At 51.4% G+C, this 20,931-nt stretch carries 23 protein-coding genes; 14 read left to right on the top strand and 9 right to left on the bottom strand.

Annotated elements, in window-relative coordinates:
* Positions 1-10: 10 nt before the first annotated feature.
* Positions 11-1,120 (bottom strand): high-affinity branched-chain amino acid ABC transporter substrate-binding protein LivK, encoded by a 1,110-nt coding sequence (livK, locus tag HV302_RS01450; protein ID WP_053389196.1) that lies wholly within the window; start codon positions 1,118-1,120, stop codon positions 11-13.
* 424 nt (positions 1,121-1,544) lie between these two features.
* Here livK and panM point away from each other — a divergent pair, with 424 nt between their 5' ends.
* Positions 1,545-1,928, top strand: a complete 384-nt coding sequence (panM, locus tag HV302_RS01445; protein ID WP_016154837.1) for an aspartate 1-decarboxylase autocleavage activator PanM — start codon at positions 1,545-1,547, stop codon at positions 1,926-1,928.
* 157 nt (positions 1,929-2,085) lie between these two features.
* Here panM and livJ read toward each other — a convergent pair whose 3' ends face one another.
* Complete coding sequence (livJ, locus tag HV302_RS01440) at positions 2,086-3,189, bottom strand: branched chain amino acid ABC transporter substrate-binding protein LivJ (RefSeq protein WP_101700395.1); 1,104 nt, start codon at positions 3,187-3,189, stop codon at positions 2,086-2,088.
* Between the two features lie 529 nt (positions 3,190-3,718).
* Here livJ and HV302_RS01435 point away from each other — a divergent pair.
* From HV302_RS01435 to HV302_RS01410, 6 genes are all read left to right on the top strand, one after another.
* Positions 3,719-4,024 carry a PTS sugar transporter subunit IIA gene (locus HV302_RS01435; protein WP_181626832.1) on the top strand — a complete coding sequence of 102 codons (306 nt, stop codon included), beginning with the start codon at positions 3,719-3,721 and terminating at the stop codon, positions 4,022-4,024.
* A 33-nt stretch (positions 4,025-4,057) separates the two neighbouring features.
* Positions 4,058-4,755, top strand: a protein-coding gene (locus HV302_RS01430; RefSeq protein ID WP_223429336.1) for an IS1 family transposase whose coding sequence is annotated in 2 segments (ribosomal slippage) — positions 4,058-4,307 and positions 4,307-4,755 — 699 coding nt in all. Because the reading frame shifts where the segments join, the coding sequence is not laid out codon by codon here.
* A gap of 76 nt (positions 4,756-4,831) precedes the next feature.
* The gene (locus tag HV302_RS01425; RefSeq protein ID WP_181626831.1) at positions 4,832-5,752 is read left to right on the top strand and encodes a phosphoglycerate dehydrogenase; all 921 of its coding nucleotides are present in this window, start codon (positions 4,832-4,834) and stop codon (positions 5,750-5,752) included.
* Positions 5,752-6,339, top strand: a complete 588-nt coding sequence (locus HV302_RS01420; RefSeq protein ID WP_326928746.1) for a dihydrodipicolinate synthase family protein — start codon at positions 5,752-5,754, stop codon at positions 6,337-6,339. Before HV302_RS01425 ends, HV302_RS01420 begins: the two co-directional genes overlap by 1 nt.
* Positions 6,340-6,389: 50 nt before the next feature.
* Positions 6,390-7,087, top strand: a protein-coding gene (locus HV302_RS01415) for an IS1 family transposase (RefSeq protein ID WP_223429336.1) whose coding sequence is annotated in 2 segments (ribosomal slippage) — positions 6,390-6,639 and positions 6,639-7,087 — 699 coding nt in all. Because the reading frame shifts where the segments join, the coding sequence is not laid out codon by codon here.
* Positions 7,088-7,107: 20 nt separating this feature from the next.
* Positions 7,108-7,419, top strand: a complete 312-nt coding sequence (locus tag HV302_RS01410) for a dihydrodipicolinate synthase family protein (protein WP_326928745.1) — start codon at positions 7,108-7,110, stop codon at positions 7,417-7,419.
* A gap of 230 nt (positions 7,420-7,649) precedes the next feature.
* Here the strand turns inward: HV302_RS01410 and rpoH are convergent, their stop codons facing one another.
* From rpoH to ftsY, 4 genes are all read right to left on the bottom strand, one after another.
* Positions 7,650-8,504: an RNA polymerase sigma factor RpoH gene (rpoH, locus tag HV302_RS01405; protein ID WP_003023425.1), complete on the bottom strand. Its 855-nt coding sequence runs from the start codon at positions 8,502-8,504 to the stop codon at positions 7,650-7,652.
* A gap of 255 nt (positions 8,505-8,759) precedes the next feature.
* Positions 8,760-9,818, bottom strand: coding sequence for a permease-like cell division protein FtsX (ftsX, locus tag HV302_RS01400; protein WP_016154839.1), 1,059 nt, complete (start codon positions 9,816-9,818; stop codon positions 8,760-8,762).
* Complete coding sequence (gene ftsE / locus HV302_RS01395; protein ID WP_003023420.1) at positions 9,811-10,479, bottom strand: cell division ATP-binding protein FtsE; 669 nt, start codon at positions 10,477-10,479, stop codon at positions 9,811-9,813. Before ftsE ends, ftsX begins: the two co-directional genes overlap by 8 nt.
* A 2-nt stretch (positions 10,480-10,481) precedes the next feature.
* Positions 10,482-12,008 carry a signal recognition particle-docking protein FtsY gene (gene ftsY, locus HV302_RS01390; RefSeq protein WP_181626830.1) on the bottom strand — a complete coding sequence of 509 codons (1,527 nt, stop codon included), beginning with the start codon at positions 12,006-12,008 and terminating at the stop codon, positions 10,482-10,484.
* 276 nt (positions 12,009-12,284) lie between these two features.
* Here ftsY and rsmD point away from each other — a divergent pair, with 276 nt between their 5' ends.
* Together rsmD and HV302_RS01380 are read left to right on the top strand one after the other, a co-directional pair.
* On the top strand, positions 12,285-12,881 hold the full coding sequence (gene rsmD / locus HV302_RS01385; protein WP_016157666.1) for a 16S rRNA (guanine(966)-N(2))-methyltransferase: 597 nt from the start codon (positions 12,285-12,287) through the stop codon (positions 12,879-12,881).
* Positions 12,871-13,146, top strand: a complete 276-nt coding sequence (locus HV302_RS01380) for a DUF1145 family protein (RefSeq protein ID WP_016154842.1) — start codon at positions 12,871-12,873, stop codon at positions 13,144-13,146. Before rsmD ends, HV302_RS01380 begins: the two co-directional genes overlap by 11 nt.
* 84 nt (positions 13,147-13,230) lie before the next feature.
* Here HV302_RS01380 and HV302_RS01375 read toward each other — a convergent pair whose 3' ends face one another.
* Complete coding sequence (locus HV302_RS01375) at positions 13,231-13,605, bottom strand: DUF2500 domain-containing protein (protein ID WP_016154843.1); 375 nt, start codon at positions 13,603-13,605, stop codon at positions 13,231-13,233.
* 141 nt (positions 13,606-13,746) lie between these two features.
* Here HV302_RS01375 and HV302_RS01370 point away from each other — a divergent pair, with 141 nt between their 5' ends.
* Positions 13,747-14,373, top strand: coding sequence for a lysoplasmalogenase (locus HV302_RS01370; protein WP_016154844.1), 627 nt, complete (start codon positions 13,747-13,749; stop codon positions 14,371-14,373).
* Positions 14,374-14,447: 74 nt separating this feature from the next.
* Positions 14,448-16,646, top strand: coding sequence for a Zn(II)/Cd(II)/Pb(II) translocating P-type ATPase ZntA (gene zntA, locus HV302_RS01365; RefSeq protein WP_181626829.1), 2,199 nt, complete (start codon positions 14,448-14,450; stop codon positions 16,644-16,646).
* Positions 16,647-16,692: 46 nt separating this feature from the next.
* Here the strand turns inward: zntA and tusA are convergent, their stop codons facing one another.
* Entirely contained in the window at positions 16,693-16,938 is a 246-nt protein-coding gene (tusA, locus tag HV302_RS01360) for a sulfurtransferase TusA (RefSeq protein WP_003827551.1), read from the bottom strand.
* Between the two features lie 168 nt (positions 16,939-17,106).
* Between tusA and HV302_RS01355 the strand changes: the two genes are divergently transcribed.
* Both HV302_RS01355 and HV302_RS01350 read left to right on the top strand, forming a co-directional pair.
* Complete coding sequence (locus tag HV302_RS01355) at positions 17,107-17,772, top strand: 7-cyano-7-deazaguanine/7-aminomethyl-7-deazaguanine transporter (RefSeq protein ID WP_019078120.1); 666 nt, start codon at positions 17,107-17,109, stop codon at positions 17,770-17,772.
* Positions 17,773-17,844: 72 nt separating this feature from the next.
* Positions 17,845-18,402, top strand: a complete 558-nt coding sequence (locus HV302_RS01350; RefSeq protein ID WP_016154847.1) for a DcrB family lipoprotein — start codon at positions 17,845-17,847, stop codon at positions 18,400-18,402.
* Between the two features lie 3 nt (positions 18,403-18,405).
* On the opposite strand, the gene HV302_RS01345 is transcribed toward HV302_RS01350, so the two are convergent.
* Positions 18,406-19,623 carry an MFS transporter gene (locus tag HV302_RS01345; RefSeq protein WP_181626828.1) on the bottom strand — a complete coding sequence of 406 codons (1,218 nt, stop codon included), beginning with the start codon at positions 19,621-19,623 and terminating at the stop codon, positions 18,406-18,408.
* 133 nt (positions 19,624-19,756) lie between these two features.
* Between HV302_RS01345 and HV302_RS01340 the strand changes: the two genes are divergently transcribed.
* Positions 19,757-20,803 (top strand): AI-2E family transporter, encoded by a 1,047-nt coding sequence (locus tag HV302_RS01340; protein ID WP_181627428.1) that lies wholly within the window; start codon positions 19,757-19,759, stop codon positions 20,801-20,803.
* Positions 20,804-20,931: the final 128 nt, after the last annotated feature.

Genomic DNA, 20,931 nt, shown 5'->3' with positions numbered 1-20,931 from the left:
TCTTCAGCTATTACTTCGCGACGGTCGATGATCCGTCCGCGTGCCACTGGAAGACACCAAACTCAAATCCCTTCAAATCGCCTTTTTCGTCCCATTTCAGCGGCCCAATCACGGTGTCAGCCCCGTGTGCTTTCAGATCTTTCACCAGCTCCAACGGCTCTTTGCTACCGCTGCGATCCATTGCTGTCGCCAGTGACTGGACGGCTGCATAAGTGATCCACACGTACGGCCCGGTTGGATCTTTCTTGTCAGCTTTGAGCGCATCGACGATAGCTTTATTCGCCGGATCCTGGTCATAGCGTTTTGGCATGGTCACCAACATGCCTTCAGCGGCATCACCGGCAATGTTAGACAGCGACGTATTGCCCACGCCCTCAGGCCCCATAAACTGGGTATTCAGCCCGACGGAGCGAGCCTGGCGCAGCATTTGTCCCATTTCCGGGTAGTAGCCGCCGTAATAAACAAAATCGATATTTTCTTTTTTCAGGCGGGCGATCAGCGCAGAAAAATCTTTTTCCCCGGCAGTGATCCCGTCAAAGAAGACGATATTGGCTTTGCCCGCTTTCAGGCTCTCCTGCACTGAACGCGCCAGGCCTTCACCGTATTGCTGTTTATCGTGAATGATGGCGATGCGTTGCGGCTTCACCTTCTCCAGAATGTATTTCGCGGCGGTCGGCCCCTGAGAGGAGTCCAGGCCCGCTGTACGCATAATGTGAGCGTAACCGCGCTGGGTCAGTTCCGGGTTGGTCGCGCCCGGGGAAATCATCAGAATGCCTTCGTCTTCATAGATATCTGATGCGGGCTGCGTGGAAGATGAGCACAGATGACCAATGACGTACTGAATGCCGTCATTGACGATTTTGTTCGCTACCGCAACGGCCTGTTTCGGATCGCAGGCGTCGTCATATTCGACGGCAACCAGTTTGTCGCCTTTGACCCCGCCTTTGGCATTGATATCTTTAATGGCCTGACGTGCGCCATTAAATTCCATATCACCCCACTGCGCGACCGGACCTGACATCGCCCCGACAACAGCGACCTTGATATCCTCCGCCATGACCGCGTGTGACATTGCCAGTGCTATCACCCCTGCGATGATTGTTTTCGCATTCCGTTTCATTTTCCTGAATCCCCATTCGTGATGATGTATATATTTTGTATTTATGTGGTTAAAAAGCAGACTGTGCTTTTTTTGAACTGTACTATTTTTACCAGTCTCGTTAATGGTTTAGCGCAGTTTTTTAAGCAAATTACGGCTAAAATCTCTATTTTTCAGTCGATTAAGAAAAGATAATATTCTGCTTTTCACTATAGATAAACAAAAAAAAGTGCATTTGTCAGCATAAAATAACGGCATAATGAGCGGAATAAAATGCTGCATTCCAGGGTATTATCCTGCCTGTTTTTCAATCTCTACTGTTTCAATCTGTCATTGTCGTTGTTACAAAACTATTAACCTGGTTAATCGCATTAAAAAGAGAAAGCATCCGGGCGAATTATTTCGGTACACTGATTCCATCTTTTGTGATTTGGACATGCTGTTAATGAAGCTGACCATCGTTCGTTTAGATAACTTTAGCGACCAGGACCTGATTGATCTGGGCAAAATCTGGCCGGAATATTCCGCCTCATCATTAAGCGTAGATGAAACGCACCGGATCTACGCCGCACGCTTTAACGAGCGTCTGTTAGGTGCCGTGCGGGTAACCCTGAGCGGCACACAAGGCGCACTGGATTCATTGCGCGTGCGCGATATCACCCGCCGTCGCGGCGTCGGGCAGTATTTGATCGAAGAAGTGATCCGGGAAAACCCTGACGTGAGTTCGTGGTGGATGGCCGACGTTGGCGTTGAAGACCGCAGCGTGATGGCCGCATTTATGCAGGTGTTAGGGTTTACGGCCCAGGAGAATGGCTGGGAGAAACGGTAGAAAACCGCCCCCAACCAATTGTATTACGAGTATTTTCCCAAGAATTTTGTGTTGCAGGCAGGCGGCAAGTTATAAAATCCCCGGAGCTTACATAAGTAAGTGACCGGGGTTGAATAACGCAGCCAACACACCTGCGGCACGAAAGGCGCCGGGAAAATCACTTGGCGTCTGTCGCCGTCCCGTTTGCATGCCAGTCAAACACGCCGAATTCGAAGCCTTTCAGGTCGCCCTTCGCATCCCATGACAGCGGCCCCATCACGGTTTCCACCGAGTTTGCTTTCAGATACTTGGCAATTTCAGCGGGATCGTCAGACTGGTTCAGACCGGCCTGCAAAGATTGCAGCGCGGCGTAGGTGGTCCATACGAATGCGCCGCTCGGATCCTGTTTCTTGGCTTTGATAGCATCTACGATGGGTTTGTTCGCCGGAACCTGGTCGTAGTTCTTCGGTTTCGTTACCAGTAAGCCTTCTGCAGATTCACCGGCTATGTTAGACAGCGACACGTTCGCTACACCTTCTGGCCCCATAAACTGGGTTTTCAGACCCGCGGCGCGTGCCTGGCGCAGGATTTGCCCCATTTCCGGGTGGTAACCGCCGTAGTAAACGAAATCGATATTCTCTTTCTTCAAACGCGCTACCAGCGTAGAAAAATCTTTTTCCCCGGCGGTGATCCCGTCAAAGAACACCACGTTGGCGTTACCCTTTTTCAGGCCATCCTGCACCGCGCGGGCCAGGCCTTCACCGTACTGCTGCTTATCATGAATAATCGCGATGCGCTGCGGCTTCACTTTTTCAACGATATATTTGGCGGCCGTTGGGCCCTGATCGGAATCCAGACCCGTGGTACGCATTACCAGGCTATAGCCGCGCGCGGTCAGCTCCGGTGCCGTTGCCGCTGGAGTGATCATCAGAATGCCTTCGTCTTCATAGATGTCTGACGCAGGCTGAGTGGAAGAAGAGCACAGGTGACCGATTACGTATTTAATCCCGTCGTTGACCACTTTGTTCGCAACCGCTACCGCTTGTTTCGGGTCACAGGCATCGTCATATTTCACCATGACCAGTTTGTCACCTTTCACGCCGCCCTTGGCATTGATATCCGCAATTGCCTGCTCTGCGCCGGTAAATTCCTGATCGCCATATTGTGCTACCGGGCCAGACATCGCCCCCACAACAGCAATTTTTATATCTTCTGCTAATGCCATGTTGCTGAATGCGAGTGCAATACATCCTGCCAGTAACGCTTTACCCTTCATTTTCATCCTGAGGTTCCTCATTGTTATGGTTGTTGCATTTGTTGTGATGTTGTTATTTAGCACATTATTCTGATATTGGCGTCACACCAAGTATAAGACATTGATATTTAGGCATGCTGACCGTGCATTTTCAGCATACTCTGCTAAAACATACCCCATTTTTATGGATTTGAAACGTGAATTTTTGCGATGACATAACATATAGGTGACAAAACTATAAATATCAATTTCATCTCCATAATATGACCTTATATCATCGATATAAAATATAATCTTAATTAAGATGTATTGTTGAATATATATAAATGACAGTATTATTTATAAAAGCCAAATATTATATTATTTTGTTATGCGTTATATGCATCCGCTAGAAATAGCCATATTAGTCAATACATTCAATATGTGATCTTGGTAACGTTTAAAAATCCATAAAACAATATATATTCAAAGAACAGAAACCACTCTCAAGAATGGAGTCTGTTACATACAAAATATAAATCAAACATATGGATTATATATATAAGGAAGATAACCATTGAATCTCTATGATATCATCATATTAACACATGGTGACGCAGGTAAAGAGTTATTAAACAGTAGTGAAATGATTGTTGGCAAAACGAAAAATACAACGGCTATTTCTCTGATCATCGGGATGTCACCAGAAACGTTAATGGAGCAAATAAGGAAAATACTCAGACCCAATATTAAAACCGTTATTCTTACCGATATATATGGTGGAACACCATCAAATGTAGCGACGGTTCTCTCCAGAGAATACCCTATTCATTGTATTAGCGGCGTAAACCTTGCCATGCTGGTGATGCTGCCAACTTACTGATTTAGTGTATGATGGTGTTTTTGAGGTGCTCCAGTGGCTTCTGTTTCTATCAGCTGTCCCTCCTGTTCAGCTACTGACGGGGTGGTGCGTAACGGCAAAAGCACTGCCGGACATCAGCGCTATCTCTGCTCTCACTGCCGTAAAACATGGCAACTGCAGTTCACTTACACCGCTTCTCAACCCGGTACGCACCAGAAAATCATTGATATGGCCATGAATGGCGTTGGATGCCGGGCAACCGCCCGCATTATGGGCGTTGGCCTCAACACGATTTTACGTCACTTAAAAAACTCAGGCCGCAGTCGGTAACCTCGCGCATACAGCCGGGCAGTGACGTCATCGTCTGCGCGGAAATGGACGAACAGTGGGGCTACGTCGGTGCTAAATCACGTCAGCGCTGGCTGTTTTACGCGTATGACAGGATACGGAGGACGGTTGTGGCGCACGTCTTCGGTGAACGCACTCTGGCCACACTGGAGCGTCTTCTGAGCCTGCTGTCGGCCTTTGAGGTCGTGGTATGGATGACGGATGGCTGGCCGCTGTATGAATCCCGCCTGAAGGGAAAGCTGCACGTAATCAGCAAGCGTTACACTCAGCGCATTGAGCGACATAACCTGAATCTGAGACAACATCTGGCAAGGCTGGGACGGAAGTCACTGTCGTTCTCAAAATCGGTGGAGCTGCATGACAAGGTCATCGGGCATTATCTGAACATAAAACACTATCAGTAAGTTGGAGTCATTACCCGAATACTGGTAGCAATCCTCTCTTTAAGTCTTATTTTTTCATTCTTCGGTTTATTGTAATATGAAAAAAATACTTATAACGCCAAGGCCCTTTCTTAGTAAGGGGCAAAAATATCTGGATGAATTACAGGCAGCAGGTTATATCGTCGAATGTAATACGAGCGGCGGACGTTTTAGTAAAGAAGAGTTGATGGTAAAAATTAAAGATGCCGATGCTATTATTACAGGCAACGACCCTTTAGATCAAGACGTTATAGATTGTGCAAAAAAACTAAAAGTAATCTCAAAATATGGTGTTGGTTTAGATAATATAAACGTTGAGTATGCGAACAGCAGAAATATTGTGGTGCATAAAGCACTCAACGCCAATTCTGTATCGGTAGCAGAAATGGCTATTCTAATGATGCTATCCAGTGCCAGAAAGTATGTTGAAATCGAACAACAGGCTAAATGTAGTAATGATGTAAGATTGGTGGGTACTGAGTTACATAAAAAGACATTAGGGCTGATTGGCCTTGGTGCTATTGGCAAACATGTAGCCCACATCGCTAACGCTATGGGTATGGAGATCATTGCATACGACCCTTATATCAATCAGAGTCAGATTTTTCCGTATATAAACTTTAAAGAGTTAGATGAGGTGTATCAGCTCAGTGATGTTATCTCGCTTCATTTGCCTTTATTAGATAGTACCAGGCACATGATTGATCAGCACGCATTCGAAAAAATGAAACCTTCCGCAATTTTAATAAATACTGCACGAGGCGGTTTGATTGATGAAGATAGTTTATACAATGCTTTAATTACTCATAAAATTTCTTTTGCTAGTGAAGATATTGAACTTAAAGAACGAAAAGAAGCAACAAAACAACTCATGAATTACTTGATCACGCCACATGCGGCTTCGTTTACTCAGGAAGCAGATCTTAACACAATTCAAATCTCGATTAAAAATGTTACCAACGAACTGGAGAAAAGATAATGAAAGAACTTAAGGGAATTATTACTGCGATGGTGACACCTTTTGATGAAACGGAAAAAATGGATATCCCGGCAGCAAGAAAGATAGCTCGCTGGTTAGTCAATAATGGTGTTCATGGATTATTTATTTGTGGCACCAACGGTGAATTTCATCTGTTATCAGATGATGAAAAAGTAGAACTCACCAAAGCAGTTGTTGATGAAGTGGGTAATGACGTAACTATTTGCGCCGGTGCCGGTTGCTGTAGCACACAGCAAACTATTGCTCTGACTCAACGACTCGTTGATGCTGGCGCAGATTACATTTCAGTTGTAACCCCCTACTATCTGGTGCCTAATCAGGAAGATTTATATAAACATTACTATGATATTGCGGCCAGCACAGCAGCACCTATTATTCTATACAATCTCCCAGGGCAAACGGGCCTAAGTATTGAATACGAAACAGCGAATCGCCTGGCTGATATCGATAATATCGTGGCAATCAAAGATAGCAGTGGCAAATTTGAAGTACAAAAACAGTACCTTGAGATTTCAAAACACAAAAATTTTAAAGTATTGAACGGTTCAGATTCGCTGATGCGGTGATGCTGCCAACTTACTGATTTAGTGTATGATGGTGTTTTTGAGGTGCTCCAGTGGCTTCTGTTTCTATCAGCTGTCCCTCCTGTTCAGCTACTGACGGGGTGGTGCGTAACGGCAAAAGCACTGCCGGACATCAGCGCTATCTCTGCTCTCACTGCCGTAAAACATGGCAACTGCAGTTCACTTACACCGCTTCTCAACCCGGTACGCACCAGAAAATCATTGATATGGCCATGAATGGCGTTGGATGCCGGGCAACCGCCCGCATTATGGGCGTTGGCCTCAACACGATTTTACGTCACTTAAAAAACTCAGGCCGCAGTCGGTAACCTCGCGCATACAGCCGGGCAGTGACGTCATCGTCTGCGCGGAAATGGACGAACAGTGGGGCTACGTCGGTGCTAAATCACGTCAGCGCTGGCTGTTTTACGCGTATGACAGGATACGGAGGACGGTTGTGGCGCACGTCTTCGGTGAACGCACTCTGGCCACACTGGAGCGTCTTCTGAGCCTGCTGTCGGCCTTTGAGGTCGTGGTATGGATGACGGATGGCTGGCCGCTGTATGAATCCCGCCTGAAGGGAAAGCTGCACGTAATCAGCAAGCGTTACACTCAGCGCATTGAGCGACATAACCTGAATCTGAGACAACATCTGGCAAGGCTGGGACGGAAGTCACTGTCGTTCTCAAAATCGGTGGAGCTGCATGACAAGGTCATCGGGCATTATCTGAACATAAAACACTATCAGTAAGTTGGAGTCATTACCCGCTGATGCTTGATGCATTTAAAGAAGGTTCAGTTGCCAGCGTCGCAGCCACATCAAATGTTTTACCGAAGATTGAAGTAGATTTGTATAACTACTTTATCGCGGGGCAGTTGGATCAAGCACAGGAAGAGCGTAATAAGATCGATGCGCTGCGTATGAACATTAAGAAAATGACCGCACCTGCAGTAATGAAAGAGGCTCTTAACTTAATGGGGATCACCGCAGGCATTACCAGAAGACCAATACATATGCCGAATGAAATCATCACTCAGGATATCAAAGAGATGCTGGCAGCCTATAATCTCCTGCCACAATAAGTTATACCGACAGTATTCGGCTGCATTAAGGTGACATGTTTGCCCAGAAACCGGGCAAACATGTCACCTTGTCAGACGCAGGGGCATCAATCACTCGGCCCCCCACAACACCAGAGAGGCAAAAGCAAACCAGGCAGAGGAAAGCATGATAGCAGTTTGAAGTTTCAAGACATAAAAAACCCCCGAATGGGCATCCAGGGGTTATAGGGGCAATGCGTTAAACGGCGTGATTATGCTTCGATCGCCGCACGCAGTTTTTTCATGGCGTTCTTTTCAAGCTGACGAACACGTTCAGCAGAGACGCCGTAGCGATCGGCCAGTTCTTGCAACGTCGACTTGTTGTCTTCGTCCAGCCAACGGGCGCGAATGATGTCCTGGCTACGCTCGTCCAGACCCTCCATTGCGTGGGTCAGTTTATTCGCGGCCTGATCTTCCCAGTTATCTTCTTCAATGCCGTCGGCAAAGTTAGATGATTTATCCTGCAGGTACAGAACCGGCGCCATCGGCTGGCTGTCAGACTCGTCGTCTGAAGACATGTCAAACGTCATGTCCTGCGCCGCCATACGGGATTCCATTTCGCGCACGTCTTTGCTGGAAACACCCAGCTCACGAGCAACCATTTCAACTTCGTCCTGATTGAACCAGCCCAGACGCTGCTTGGTTTTACGCAGGTTAAAGAACAGCTTACGCTGCGCTTTGGTGGTCGCGACTTTTACGATACGCCAGTTACGCAGAACGTATTCGTGGATCTCAGCTTTGATCCAGTGCACGGCGAAAGAAACCAGGCGCACACCCACTTCCGGGTTGAAACGGCGCACGGCTTTCATCAGGCCGATATTACCTTCCTGAATCAGATCCGCCTGCGGCAGGCCATAGCCCGCATAATTACGAGCAACATGAACAACAAAGCGCAGGTGAGACAGGATCAGCGTTTTAGCTGCTTCCAGATCGCCCTGGTAATGCAGCTTTTCAGCCAGTGCCCGCTCCTCGTCAGCCGACAACATCGGCCACGCGTTCGCAGCCCGGATGTAAGATTCCAGGTTACCAACAGGGGCTAAAGCTAAATTTTGCATTTCTTTGGTCATTCAAATCCTCTCAATCTTTTCATCTGACGCGTTGGCTAAAACCAATAGCAACAACCATGCCAGAGCTTATGAGCAACGAGAATATCATTCAATCTTTTATCAGACAGTGATTTTATCCACAAGTTCCATGTCGTAATGTGTATAGATTACGCACAAAATGTGACATCACAATGAATACGCCGGGAAGAGATAACAGGGACTCTTTCCCTGCAGAGCGAACTACTCAGTGCAGGGAAAGATTATACCAGAGATTTTTTAATCGGGGGTAAAGTGGCGTAAATGTTGAACCGTGGCAAGCCAGGCTGCCACCCAGCCAATCATCGAGCACACCAGCAGTAATAACAGGCATTCGTCGAATGATAAGCCGTTGATATCAAACTTAGTTCCAAAAACCTGCGCCACCTCAGTAACCGCTGACGACAGGCGCATCACCAAAATTTCTGACAAAATTAGTGAAAGAAATGCGCCGGAAAAACCGAGCAGCGCACCGCCGTAGAGGAACGGACGCAGGATAAACCCATCCGTCGCGCCAATCAGTTTCTGCACGTTAATGGTATCGCGACGCGCAAAAATACTCAGCCGCACACTGTTACCGATGACGAGGAAGACCGCCGCTACCATCAGCACGCCAATCATCGCGGAGACGCGTCCGACAAGGCCCGTCAGCGCCGCCAGACGGGCAAACCAGCTGTCATCCATGCGCACTTCATCAATACCGTTGATTTGTGCGATACGGTCGCGCAGCGTGTTCAGCGACTCCGTGCCCTGGAAGTCCAGTTTCGGGATAACTACCGCCACGGCCGGTAGCGGGTTCTCTTCCAGCATATCCAGCGCGCCGCCAAAGCCGGACCAGTTACGGAATTCGCCCAGCGCGTCATCGCGGGAAAGGTAATTCACTTTCTCCACGCCCTGCTCGGCCTGCAACTGACCAACCACCCGCGCCGCTGCATCATCATCCAACGTTTTTTGCAGGTAAACGGTGATCTGCGGAGAAGGATAATACTGGCTTGCCGCATGGTCGACGTTCTTATAAACCATGTAGCATACGCTTGGCAGCGTCAGGGAGATGGCAATAACCATCACCGTCAGGAACGTCGCCAGCGGCTTGCTTTTCAGGTCCTGTAACGCGCCCTGGAACGCGTAGCGTACCTGCTCGTTAAAAACATTGGTTTTACGCGAGTTCGGCTTTGGCGCGGCTTTCGCCCGCTTTGGCGCGTTACGACCGCCATCTCCCGGCGCGCCGCCCGATTTACGGAAGCGATCCAGTCGGCCGCCGAACTGTTTGATTTGATTAATAGCGTCACGTCTATTCATGCGCCAGGCCTCCATGCAGATGTCCATCGCTCAGAACCATTTGGCGATAGGAGCGACGGGAGATCAGGCCAATATCGTGCGTGGCCATCAATACCGTGACCCCGACGCGGTTAAACTCTTCAAACAGGCGAAGGATCCCTTCCGACAACGCGTCATCCAGGTTCCCTGTTGGTTCATCCGCCAGCAATACCGCTGGTTTGTTCACCACCGCACGGGCGATGCCCACGCGCTGTTGTTCACCGCCGGAGAGCTGAATAGGGAAGTTTTTCGCTTTGTCCAACAGTCCGACCTTATCCAGCGCCGCTGACACGCGACGACGAATATCGTCCCCGCTGGCGCCCGCGATGATCAGCGGGATTGCCACGTTGTCAAACACGGTTCTGTCCATCAACAGGTGGTGATCCTGAAAAATCATGCCAATCTGACGACGCAGAAACGGCACTTCACGGTTTTTCAAACGGCTGATGTCATGCCCGCTGAAGTAGATTTTCCCGGCGCTGGGCCGTTCAATTCCACAAATCAGCTTCAGCAGGGTACTTTTCCCCGCGCCAGAGTGGCCGGTCAGAAATGCCATCTCGCCAGGCTGCATATGGAAGGTAACTCCCTGCAGCGCTTGTCTCCCACCGAGATAGGCCTTGCTGACATGTTCAAAGCGAATCATTGTTAATCCTCTCGGGCAAAAAGTGCCTCTATAAAATCGTCCGCCTTAAACGGACGTAAATCCTCGATACGTTCGCCCACACCGATATAGCGGATAGGGATGCCAAACTGATCGGCAACCGAGAAGATGACCCCGCCCTTCGCTGTACCGTCCAGCTTAGTCAGGGTGATACCGGTTAAGCCCACGGCTTCATGGAACAGTTTGGCCTGGCTTATCGCATTCTGCCCGGTGCTGGCGTCGATAGTCAGCATAACTTCATGCGGCGCATCTTCGTCGAGCTTCTTCATGACGCGAACGATTTTTTTCAATTCTTCCATCAGGTGCGATTTGTTCTGCAAACGCCCTGCGGTATCAGCGATCAGCACATCTACATTACGCGCCTTCGCCGCCTGGATGGCATCAAAGATGACGGACGCGGAATCCGCGCCGGTATGCTGAGCAATCACCGGGATGTTGTTACGCTGACCCCAGACCTGCAGCTGCTCTACCGCCGCCGCACGGAAGGTATCGCCCGCCGCCAGCATCACCGATTTACCCTGCTGCTCAAACTGACGCGCCAGCTTTCCGATAGTGGTGGTTTTACCCACGCCGTTGACGCCAACCATTAAGATAACAAACGGCGTCTTGCCATCAACATTCAGCGGTTCTTCCACCTTCGCCAGAATCTCGCCCATCTCTTCTTTCAGCAGGCCGTACAGCGCTTCCGCGTCTTTGAGCTGCTTACGGCTGGCACCTTCCGTCAGATTCGCAATAATCTTGCGGGTCGTTTCTACGCCCACGTCGGCGATCAGCAGTTGCTCTTCCAGCTCTTCAAACAGATCATCGTCGATCTTTTTACCACGGAACAGACTGATAAATCCGGAACCAAGGTTTTCTTTTGTTTTCAGGAGGCTGCGTTTCAGACGCGCAAAGAAACCTTCTTTCGTTGGTTTTTCCTGCTCCTGGACTCCCTCTTCTTCTGTCGGTGCTTCTACGGCAGGTTCTTCTACCGGCACCACCATCACGGCTTCTTCAGCTGCCTCAGCAGCCAGCGCCTGCGCTTCCAGCTCTTCATCAGTCAGGTGCGGTTCGTTTTCGGCTTCTTCTTCAACCGCCTCAACGATTTCCACGGTTTCCGCTTCGGCCTGCCACTCTTCGGCAGAAACCTCTTCGGTTTTCACCTCTTCCGGCAGCGGCAATTCTTCGCGTTCGATAACCGTCGCTGCTGGCGTTTCCACAACGGGTTCTGCTGCAGGTTCAGCAACCCGCTCAATCTCCGGCTGCGATTGTTCGGCAACAGGTTCTGCTTCCGGCTGCAGTTTTTCGATTTCCGCAACCTGTTCAGTCACTTCAACAACTTCAGCTGCAAAAGCTTCTGTTTCCGCCTCGCTACGGGTTTCCTCGGCGTGCGGCTGTTCGTCAACGACGGTAGTTTCTTCAGCAACCGGTTGTTGTTCTTCGTTTTTTAATTCTGTCTCGTTTTCCGGTGCCTGCTCTTTTTGACCAAAGCCCAGCCAGGAAAAAAAGCCACGTTTTTTCTCTTTCGCCATTTGCGACTACACTCCCCCGCTGTTGCTTCATGGCACAGCGTCAACGCTATGTACATAGCAGCTAAAAAAATGATGAAATAGTCTATCACTTATACCCAATGAATTTCGAGTTACGTCAAGGTGGCAAGCGCACGAATCCCGATGAGCTTACTTTTAGTAAGTGATTCGGGTGAGTAAGTGCAGCCAACGAAGAGGTAACTTGAAAGGCGACGGGTTAACTTAACTCACATCACCGCCTGGAATGACACGTCAGCAGCGGATTGAGCAATAATTGAAATGAAAAAACCGAATCACTCTGGTAGCGGCCAGATCCGCATTATTGGCGGCCAATGGCGTGGCCGTAAACTCCCGGTTCCGGATAGTCCCGGTCTGCGCCCAACCACCGACCGCGTACGCGAAACCTTATTTAACTGGCTGGCCCCGGTAATGGTCGATGCTCACTGCCTGGACTGCTTCGCCGGCAGCGGCGCGCTGGGGCTGGAAGCCCTCTCTCGCTATGCGGCAAATGCGACGCTTCTGGAAATGGATCGCGCGGTATCACAGCAGCTACAAAACAATCTCGCCACGCTGAAAGCCCCCCATGCCCGGGTCGTCAACACCAATACCCTGACATTTTTGGCCCAGACGGGTACGCCGCATAACGTGGTGTTTGTTGACCCGCCGTTTCGCAAAGGATTACTGGAAGAAACATTAACTCTTCTGGAAACTCATGGCTGGCTGGCAAATGAAGCGTATATTTACGTTGAAAGCGAAGTAGAAAACGGTTTGCCGCCGGTTCCGGTGAACTGGTCGCTGTACCGTGAAAAAGTCGCCGGACAGGTCGCCTATCGCCTTTACCAACGTGAAGCACGAGGAGAACACGATGCTGATTAACCTGGGACGCCTGCTGATGTTGTGCGTCTGGGCATTTTTACTACTCAATATTTTCCAACCCTTTCCACGCCCGCTTAACATCTTCGTTAACGTCGCACTGATTTTTATGGTGCTGATGCACGGCATGCAACTGGCGCTGTTAAAAAGCACCATGCCTAAAGATGGCCCGCAGATGACCCGCGGAGAGAAAATCCGTATTTTTCTGTTCGGCGTCTTTGAGTTACTGGTTTGGCAGAAGAAGATTAAAGATCAGTTGAAAAAGTAACTGTGATCTTTTCGCCCGGCGGCGCTTAGCAGGCCGGGGCGACAAAATCTCCAGGCCGGACAAAGCGTAAGCCGCCATCCGGCATCAGTCAGATGAAACCTTAGCGTTCACTGTAAAATCAACAAAACGCGAACCTTTGTAACTCAGCGTTCCCTTATCCCCGACCGTTAACGCATGGTACTGCTGGGCATCCAGACGAAACGTCTGCTCGAAGCCGCCACTTTGTGGCTTAAAACTGACTTCATAGCGCATGCTGGTCCCCGCCGGGCTCACTTCCTGCTGGCGGGATCGCCGATCGTTAAGCGGTTTTTCCCGTTTGTTACTCACCACCACCTGCTTTTGCACTAACGGCGCCGTATCATTATCGGCTTTTTCACGCCGCTGCTGAACGAAGCGAAACGACGCAGCAACAACGATTAAGACAATGATAACAATGAAAAAAAGTGGTGGTTTGCTCATATTATTAACCCATCAGAAAATGCGGAAATAAGCATACATTGCCTGTTATGGTGTTGTCATCTGGCAGTGTCGACCTCTACACTGAACAGTAGAGCCGTGAGCACCCCGCTTACGAAAAAATAACGAATTCAAGGAACTAAGATGCTTTGGTCGTTTATCGCTGTCTGCCTTTCCGCATGGTTGTTCGTGGATGCTTCTTATCGTGGGCCCGCCTGGCAACGCTGGGTCTTTAAACCCCTAACCTTACTCCTGCTGGCGCTGCTGGCCTGGCAGGCGCCAATGTTTAATGCTGTCAGCTATCTGGTGCTGGCTGGCCTGCTTGCCTCGCTGCTGGGCGATGCGCTGACGCTGTTACCGCGCCAACGCCTTTTGTATGCCGTGGGGGCATTCTTCCTGTCGCATCTGCTGTATACCATTTACTTCGCCAGCCAAATGACGCTGTCGTTCTTCTGGCCTTTGCCGTTGGTGCTGGTGGTGCTGGGGGCGTTGCTGATTGCCGTGATCTGGACGCGACTGGAAGAGCTACGCATCGCTATCTGTACCTTTATTGGTATCACGCTGATGATGGTCTGGATGGCTGGTGAGCTGTGGTTCTTCCGCCCGACCGCTCCGGCGCTGTCGGCCTTTATGGGCGCATCACTCCTGTTCATCGGCAACATTGTCTGGCTGGGTAGCCATTACCGTCGCCGCTTCCGCGCCGATAACGCAATTGCTGCCGCCTGCTACTTCGCCGGACATTTCCTGATTGTTCGTTCGTTGTATCTTTAAAACGCTTGACTCTGGAGTCGACTCCAGAGTGTATCCTCCGGTTAATATGAAATGATTATCAACCGGAGGATGCCATGTCGACACCCGATTCCAGTGGCAAAAAAGCCCCACAATTTTCTTCTTTCAAGCTAGCGCCTGCGCCACAAAAGGCTGACGACTGCTGCTGCGAAGGAAGTTGCTCCACCCCACCACCCGTATCCGGTACCGTAATGGGTACCCGCTACTCCTGGAAAGTGGCAGGCATGGACTGTGCAGCCTGCGCCCGAAAAGTGGAGAATGCGGTCCGCCAGGTCAACGGCGTCAACCAGGTCCAGGTTCTGTTCGCCACCGAAAAACTGGTAGTCGACGCGGGTTCCGATATCCGCCTGCAAGTTGAAAGCGCAGTGCAAAAGGCAGGCTATACCCTGCGCGATGAGCAAGCGCCAGACGCCGCCCCCGAGTCGCGGTTTAAAGAGAACCTGCCGCTGATTTCGCTGATTATCATGATGGCGATTAGCTGGGGGCTGGAGCAGTTCAATCACCCCTTTGGCCAGATAGCATTTGTCGCCACCACGCTGGTAGGTTTGTATCCGATTGCCCGTCAGGCCCTGCGTCTGATGAAAACCGGCAGCTACTTTGCCATTGAAACGTTGATGAGCGTGGCCGCCATTGGCGCACTGTTTATCGGCGCGACGGCCGAAGCCGCCATGGTGCTGCTGCTGTTTTTAATTGGCGAACGCCTGGAAGGATGGGCCGCCAGCCGCGCCCGTAAAGGGGTCAGCGCACTGATGGCGCTCAAGCCGGAAACCGCCACGCGCCTGCGTAACGGCGAGCGCGAAGAGGTTGCTATCAATACTCTCCAGCCAGGCGATGTTATCGAGGTTGCCGCGGGTGGGCGTTTACCTGCCGATGGCAAGCTGGTCTCCGGGTTTGCCAGCTTTGATGAAAGCGCCCTGACCGGCGAATCGATACCGGTTGAGCGCGCCACCGGTGAGAAAGTCCCGGCGGGTGCCACCAGCGTGGACCGTCTGGTAACGCTGGAAGTACTCTCCGAACCGGGTGCCAGCGCCATTGACCGTATTCTGAAATTGATTGAAGAAGCGGAAGAACGCCGCGCCCCCATTGAGCGCTTTATTGACCGTTTCAGCCGGATTTACACCCCAGCCATTATGGCGGTTGCGTTGTTGGTCACCCTTGTACCACCGCTGCTGTTTGCCGCATCCTGGCAGGAGTGGATTTATAAAGGGCTGACGCTGCTGCTGATTGGCTGCCCATGTGCGCTGGTGATTTCCACACCCGCAGCCATTACCTCTGGCCTTGCCGCCGCGGCACGTCGTGGCGCGTTAATCAAAGGCGGGGCCGCGCTGGAGCAGTTGGGTAGGATAACGCAGGTCGCGTTTGATAAAACCGGCACCCTGACCGTCGGTAAACCGCGCGTCACGGCGATTCACCCGGCAAGCGGTATTGGCGAGGCAGAACTGCTGGCGCTGGCGGCAGCAGTAGAGCAAGGCGCGACGCACCCGCTGGCGCAGGCGATTGTTCGGGAAGCCCAAACGCGCGAACTGACTATCCCTGTCGCAAAAGATCAGCGGGCGCTGGTTGGCTCTGGCATTGAAGCACTGGTCAACGGCGAACGCGTGCTGATTTGCGCCGCCGGTAAGCAGCCTGCCGATGCTTTTGCCGGGCAGATAAGCGAGCTGGAAAGCGCGGGTCAAACGGTGGTGCTGGTGCTGCGTAACGATGCCGTTCTCGGCGTGCTGGCTCTACAGGACACGCTGCGCGACGACGCCCGTAGCGCCATCAGCGAGCTTAATCAGATTGGCGTGAAAGGGGTGATTCTGACGGGCGATAACCCGCGAGCGGCGGCAGCTATTGCCAGTGAATTGGGTCTCGAATTCAAAGCGGGTCTATTACCGGAAGATAAAGTACAGGCCGTTACCCATCTTAACCAACAGTCGCCGCTGGCGATGGTCGGCGACGGCATCAACGACGCTCCGGCAATGAAAGCAGCCACCATTGGCATTGCGATGGGAAGCGGGACCGATGTCGCGCTGGAAACCGCCGATGCCGCCCTGACCCACAACCGCCTGCGTGGTCTGGTGCAAATGATTCAGCTGGCCCGCGCCACCCACGCCAATATTCGCCAGAACATTGCGATTGCGCTAGGCCTGAAGGGGATTTTCCTCGTCACCACGCTGCTCGGGATAACCGGACTGTGGCTGGCTGTGCTGGCAGATACGGGCGCGACGGTACTGGTGACCGCTAACGCGCTGCGGTTACTACGTAAAGGATAATGCGTCTGTGCCGGACGGCAGTTGCATTAGCGCCATCCGGCTAAGATTACTGGCCTTTGCGCACCAGATAGCGGTACGGCAGAGAGTCGGTCTCTTTTGCTACCAGCTCATGCTCCATAAAGGTACAGAAGCCGGGAATGTCACGGGTTGTCGCCGGATCGTCGGCGACAATCAGCAGCGTTTCACCCGCTTGCATGCCGCGCACGGTTTTACGCACCATCATTACGGGTTCCGGGCAGCGCAGCCCCTGGGCATCAAGAGTATGGTCGGGAGAGGTAAACAGATCGCTCATCGTAGTCTCGTTCATTCAAAAACGGCGTTATTTTACGCTCTGTTGTGGCGTAAGCCAATCAGGTTAACGATTGCGTGAAAAACAACCATTGCAATGTGCTATTAAAGCAGTATCATGCGACGGTTTTTTATTGGGTTCCCTCACCCCATCCAACAAAAAGGTCACAATATGACTCCGTTTACACAATCTCAACGCGTAAAAGCGTTGTTTTGGCTATCGCTATTTCATCTGCTGGTGATCACCTCCAGCAACTATCTGGTGCAGCTACCGATCTCCATTTTTGGTTTCCATACCACATGGGGCGCTTTCAGCTTTCCGTTTATTTTCCTCGCGACCGATCTGACCGTGCGTATTTTTGGCGCACCGTTGGCACGACGTATCATCTTTGCGGTAATGATCCCCGCGCTGCTGATCTCCTATGTCGTTTCATCACTGTTCTATATGGGATCGTGGCAGGGATTCGGCGCACTGCTGCACTTTAATCTGTTTGTCGCCCGTATCGCCGCCGCCAGCTTTATGGCTTACGCGCTGGGTCAAATTCTGGATGTGCATGTCTTTAACCGCCTGCGTCAGAACCGTCGCTGGTGGCTGGCGCCAACGGCTTCCACGCTGTTTGGCAACATCAGCGATACGTTAGCCTTCTTCTTTATCGCTTTCTGGCGCAGCCCGGATGCCTTTATGGCCGAGCACTGGATGGAAATCGCGCTGGTCGACTACTGCTTCAAAGTGCTGATCAGCATTATTTTCTTCCTGCCGATGTACGGCGTGCTGCTGAATATGTTACTGAAAAGGCTGGCAGATAAATCCGAAATCTCTGCATTGCAGACGAGTTAAAGGTTCATTTTCCGAGTTGTGATAAGATGGACGAATGAGCCGTTATGGCCGTTTATCGAAAGGAAGAAGTCAATGCGCAATCTGGTTAAATATGTCGGTATTGGCCTGCTGGTTATGGGGCTTGCGGCCTGTGATAATAGCGATACAAAAGCGCCAGCAGAGGGTGCTGCCGCAGAAAGTAGCGCCACCGGACAACCGGTCAGCCTGTTGGACGGTAAACTCAGTTTTTCCCTGCCAGCGGATATGACCGATCAGAGCGGCAAACTGGGCACCCAGGCGAACAATATGCACGTTTATTCTGACGCAACCGGCCAGAAAGCGGTGATTGTGATTGTTGGCGACAATACCAACGAAGACCTGGCTGTGCTGGCAAAACGCCTGGAAGATCAGCAGCGTAGCCGCGACCCGCAGTTGCAGGTCGTCACCAATAAATCTATTGAGCTGAAAGGCCACACTCTGCAGCAGTTAGACAGCATCATCTCGGCCAAAGGCCAGACCGCTTACTCTTCCGTGGTGTTGGGTAAAGTCGATAACCAACTGCTGACTCTGCAAATCACGCTGCCTGCTGACGATCAGCAAAAAGCGCAGACTACCGCAGAAAACATCATTAACACGCTGGTTATCCAGTAACAGTTAAGACGATGACTCGGCCTCCGGTGACACCACCTGAGGCCGTTTTTTTAATCGCCAGGTCAGCAATAACGCCACCGCCACCAGCCCTGCCGCCGCCAGATAGATAACCGGCACGCCCGCCCAAGTCATGACCAGCCCAGCCAGCGGCCCCGTAATTCCCAGTGATAAATCCATAAACACCGTATACGTCGCCAGCGCAGCGCCCTGATTTTGCTGCGGGACGGCTTTTACCGCCACCACGCCCAGCGCCGGGAACACCAGCGAAAACCCTGCACCGGCCAGCAGGACGCCGCTTTTCGCCATCCACGGCATGGAAGCCATCCCCACCAGCAGCAGCCCAACAATCTCGACGGTAAAGCAGATCATCGCCACATTTAGTCCACCTAAACGGTTGATACCATTTGGGAATAACAGGCGGGTCCCCACAAACGTGCAGCTAAAAAGCGTCAGCGCGAAAGCGGCGCCGTCCCAGCCTTTGGCATCATAAAACAGGGTAATGAAAGTGGCGATCACGCCAAATCCGGCTGAGGCCAGGGCCAGCGCCATGCCGTACAACCAGACACGCCCAAGCACCGCGCGAAACGGCAATGGTTTGCCTTTGCTGGCCTTCACCGCCGGACGAGGGAGCGCCAGCAGTATTGCCAACAGCGCCACGCCCATCACGGTCAGCGCCAGTCCCTGTAAGCCACCCCAGGCATAAAACAGTACACCCAGCGGAGCGCCTATCGCCATCGCGCCATAGGTCACGATGCCGTTCCACGAAATCACCCGTCCGATGTGCATTGAACCAACGACCCCAACCCCCCACAGCGTAGAGCCAGTCCCGGCAAAGCTTTGCCCGATCCCTAGAATCACGCGCCCCAGGCATAACAGCAGCAGGCTGGCCAGCGGCCAGCCATTCGTGAAGCCCGCCAGGAAGTAGCCCAGACCACTTAAAAAACAGCCACACAGTCCGAATACCACAATCTTCTTTGGCCCCAGCAGGTCGGCATAGCGACCGGCATGTGGACGGCTCAGCAGCGTAGCGAAATATTGCAGGCTGATGACCAGCCCTGCCCAAAAAGCACTAAATCCCATCACATCATGGACATAGCCTGGCAATACAGCGAGCGGCAGACCAATGGTCAGGTAGCTGGCGAAGTTAAACATCACCACAGAGACAATACGCAGATTAAGGCGTAAACCGCTAAGCGTCGGTTCAGCGACGGGTTCGGGCATGGAGGATCACCACGTTTTCACAACAGTGTTTCATTTCTACCATGTTGCCGGGCAGAAATCAGTAGTCAGTTTAGGAATATCAGTCGCAAGCCAGCCGCTACACTTAATGCAAAAACGCAAACAGGAAGACGACATGACAACCGCCCAGCCCGATAAAACGGGTTTGCACATTCTGCTCAAACTGGCCGCTCTGGTGGTGATCCTCGCGGGTATTCATGCCGCGGCAGATATCATCGTACAGCTTCTGCTGGCCCTTTTTTTTGCCATTGTATTGAATCCGCTGGTCACCTGGTTTATTCGCCGGGGTGTACGTCGGCCAGTCGCGATAACGTTAGTCGTGGTGGTAATGCTGATCGTTCTTACGGCGTTAATCGGCGTTCTGGCGTCATCCATTACTGAATTCATGGCCATGCTGCCAAAATACAACAAGGAGCTGACGCGCAAGGTTCTGTATCTGCAAGAAATGGTGCCTTTTCTGAATCTGCATATGTCCCCGGAGCGCATGCTGCAACGTATGGACTCCGACAAGCTGATGACCTTCACAACCACGCTGATGACAAGTCTTTCCGGTGCCATGGCCAGCGTCATTCTGCTGGTGATGACGGTGGTCTTTATGTTGTTTGAGGTGCGTCATGTCCCCTATAAGCTGCGCTTTGCGCTGAACAACCCCCAAATCCATATTGCGGGGCTCCATCGGGCGCTGAAAGGTGTTTCTCACTATCTGGCGCTGAAAACGTTGCTCAGCTTATGGACCGGTGCCATCGTCTGGCTGGGACTGGCGCTAATGGGGATTCAGTTTGCTCTGATGTGGGGTGTGCTGGCATTCCTGCTAAACTACGTGCCCAACATTGGCTCGGTCATTTCCGCCGTTCCACCCATGATCCAGGCGCTGCTGTTCAACGGCGTTTACGAATGTGTGCTGGTTGGGGCGCTGTTTCTGGTGGTGCATATGGTAATTGGCAACATCCTCGAGCCCCGCATGATGGGGCACCGGCTGGGATTATCGACGCTAATCGTGTTTCTCTCTCTGTTGGTGTGGGGATGGCTGCTTGGTCCGGTAGGTATGCTGCTCTCCGTGCCGTTAACCAGCGTGTGTAAAATCTGGATGGAAACCACCACAGGCGGTAGCAAACTGGCAATTTTGCTGGGACCCGGCAGACCCAAAAGTCGGCTACCCTGAAAACTACCAACCGAGGTAGTTATTATATTTCCATATTGACGTTAAAATGACGTCAACACAGCTATATACAGTGGCTTATCTTAAATAAAGAGTGAAAAGGAATTCATTCTTTTATAAAGGAAACATAT

This window comes from Citrobacter sp. RHBSTW-00859 (assembly GCF_013729795.1).
GTDB classification, from domain to species: domain Bacteria; phylum Pseudomonadota; class Gammaproteobacteria; order Enterobacterales; family Enterobacteriaceae; genus Citrobacter; species Citrobacter braakii.
The sequence above is the reverse complement of the archived record's forward strand: the minus strand, read 5'-3'. Positions and strand labels throughout refer to the sequence as shown.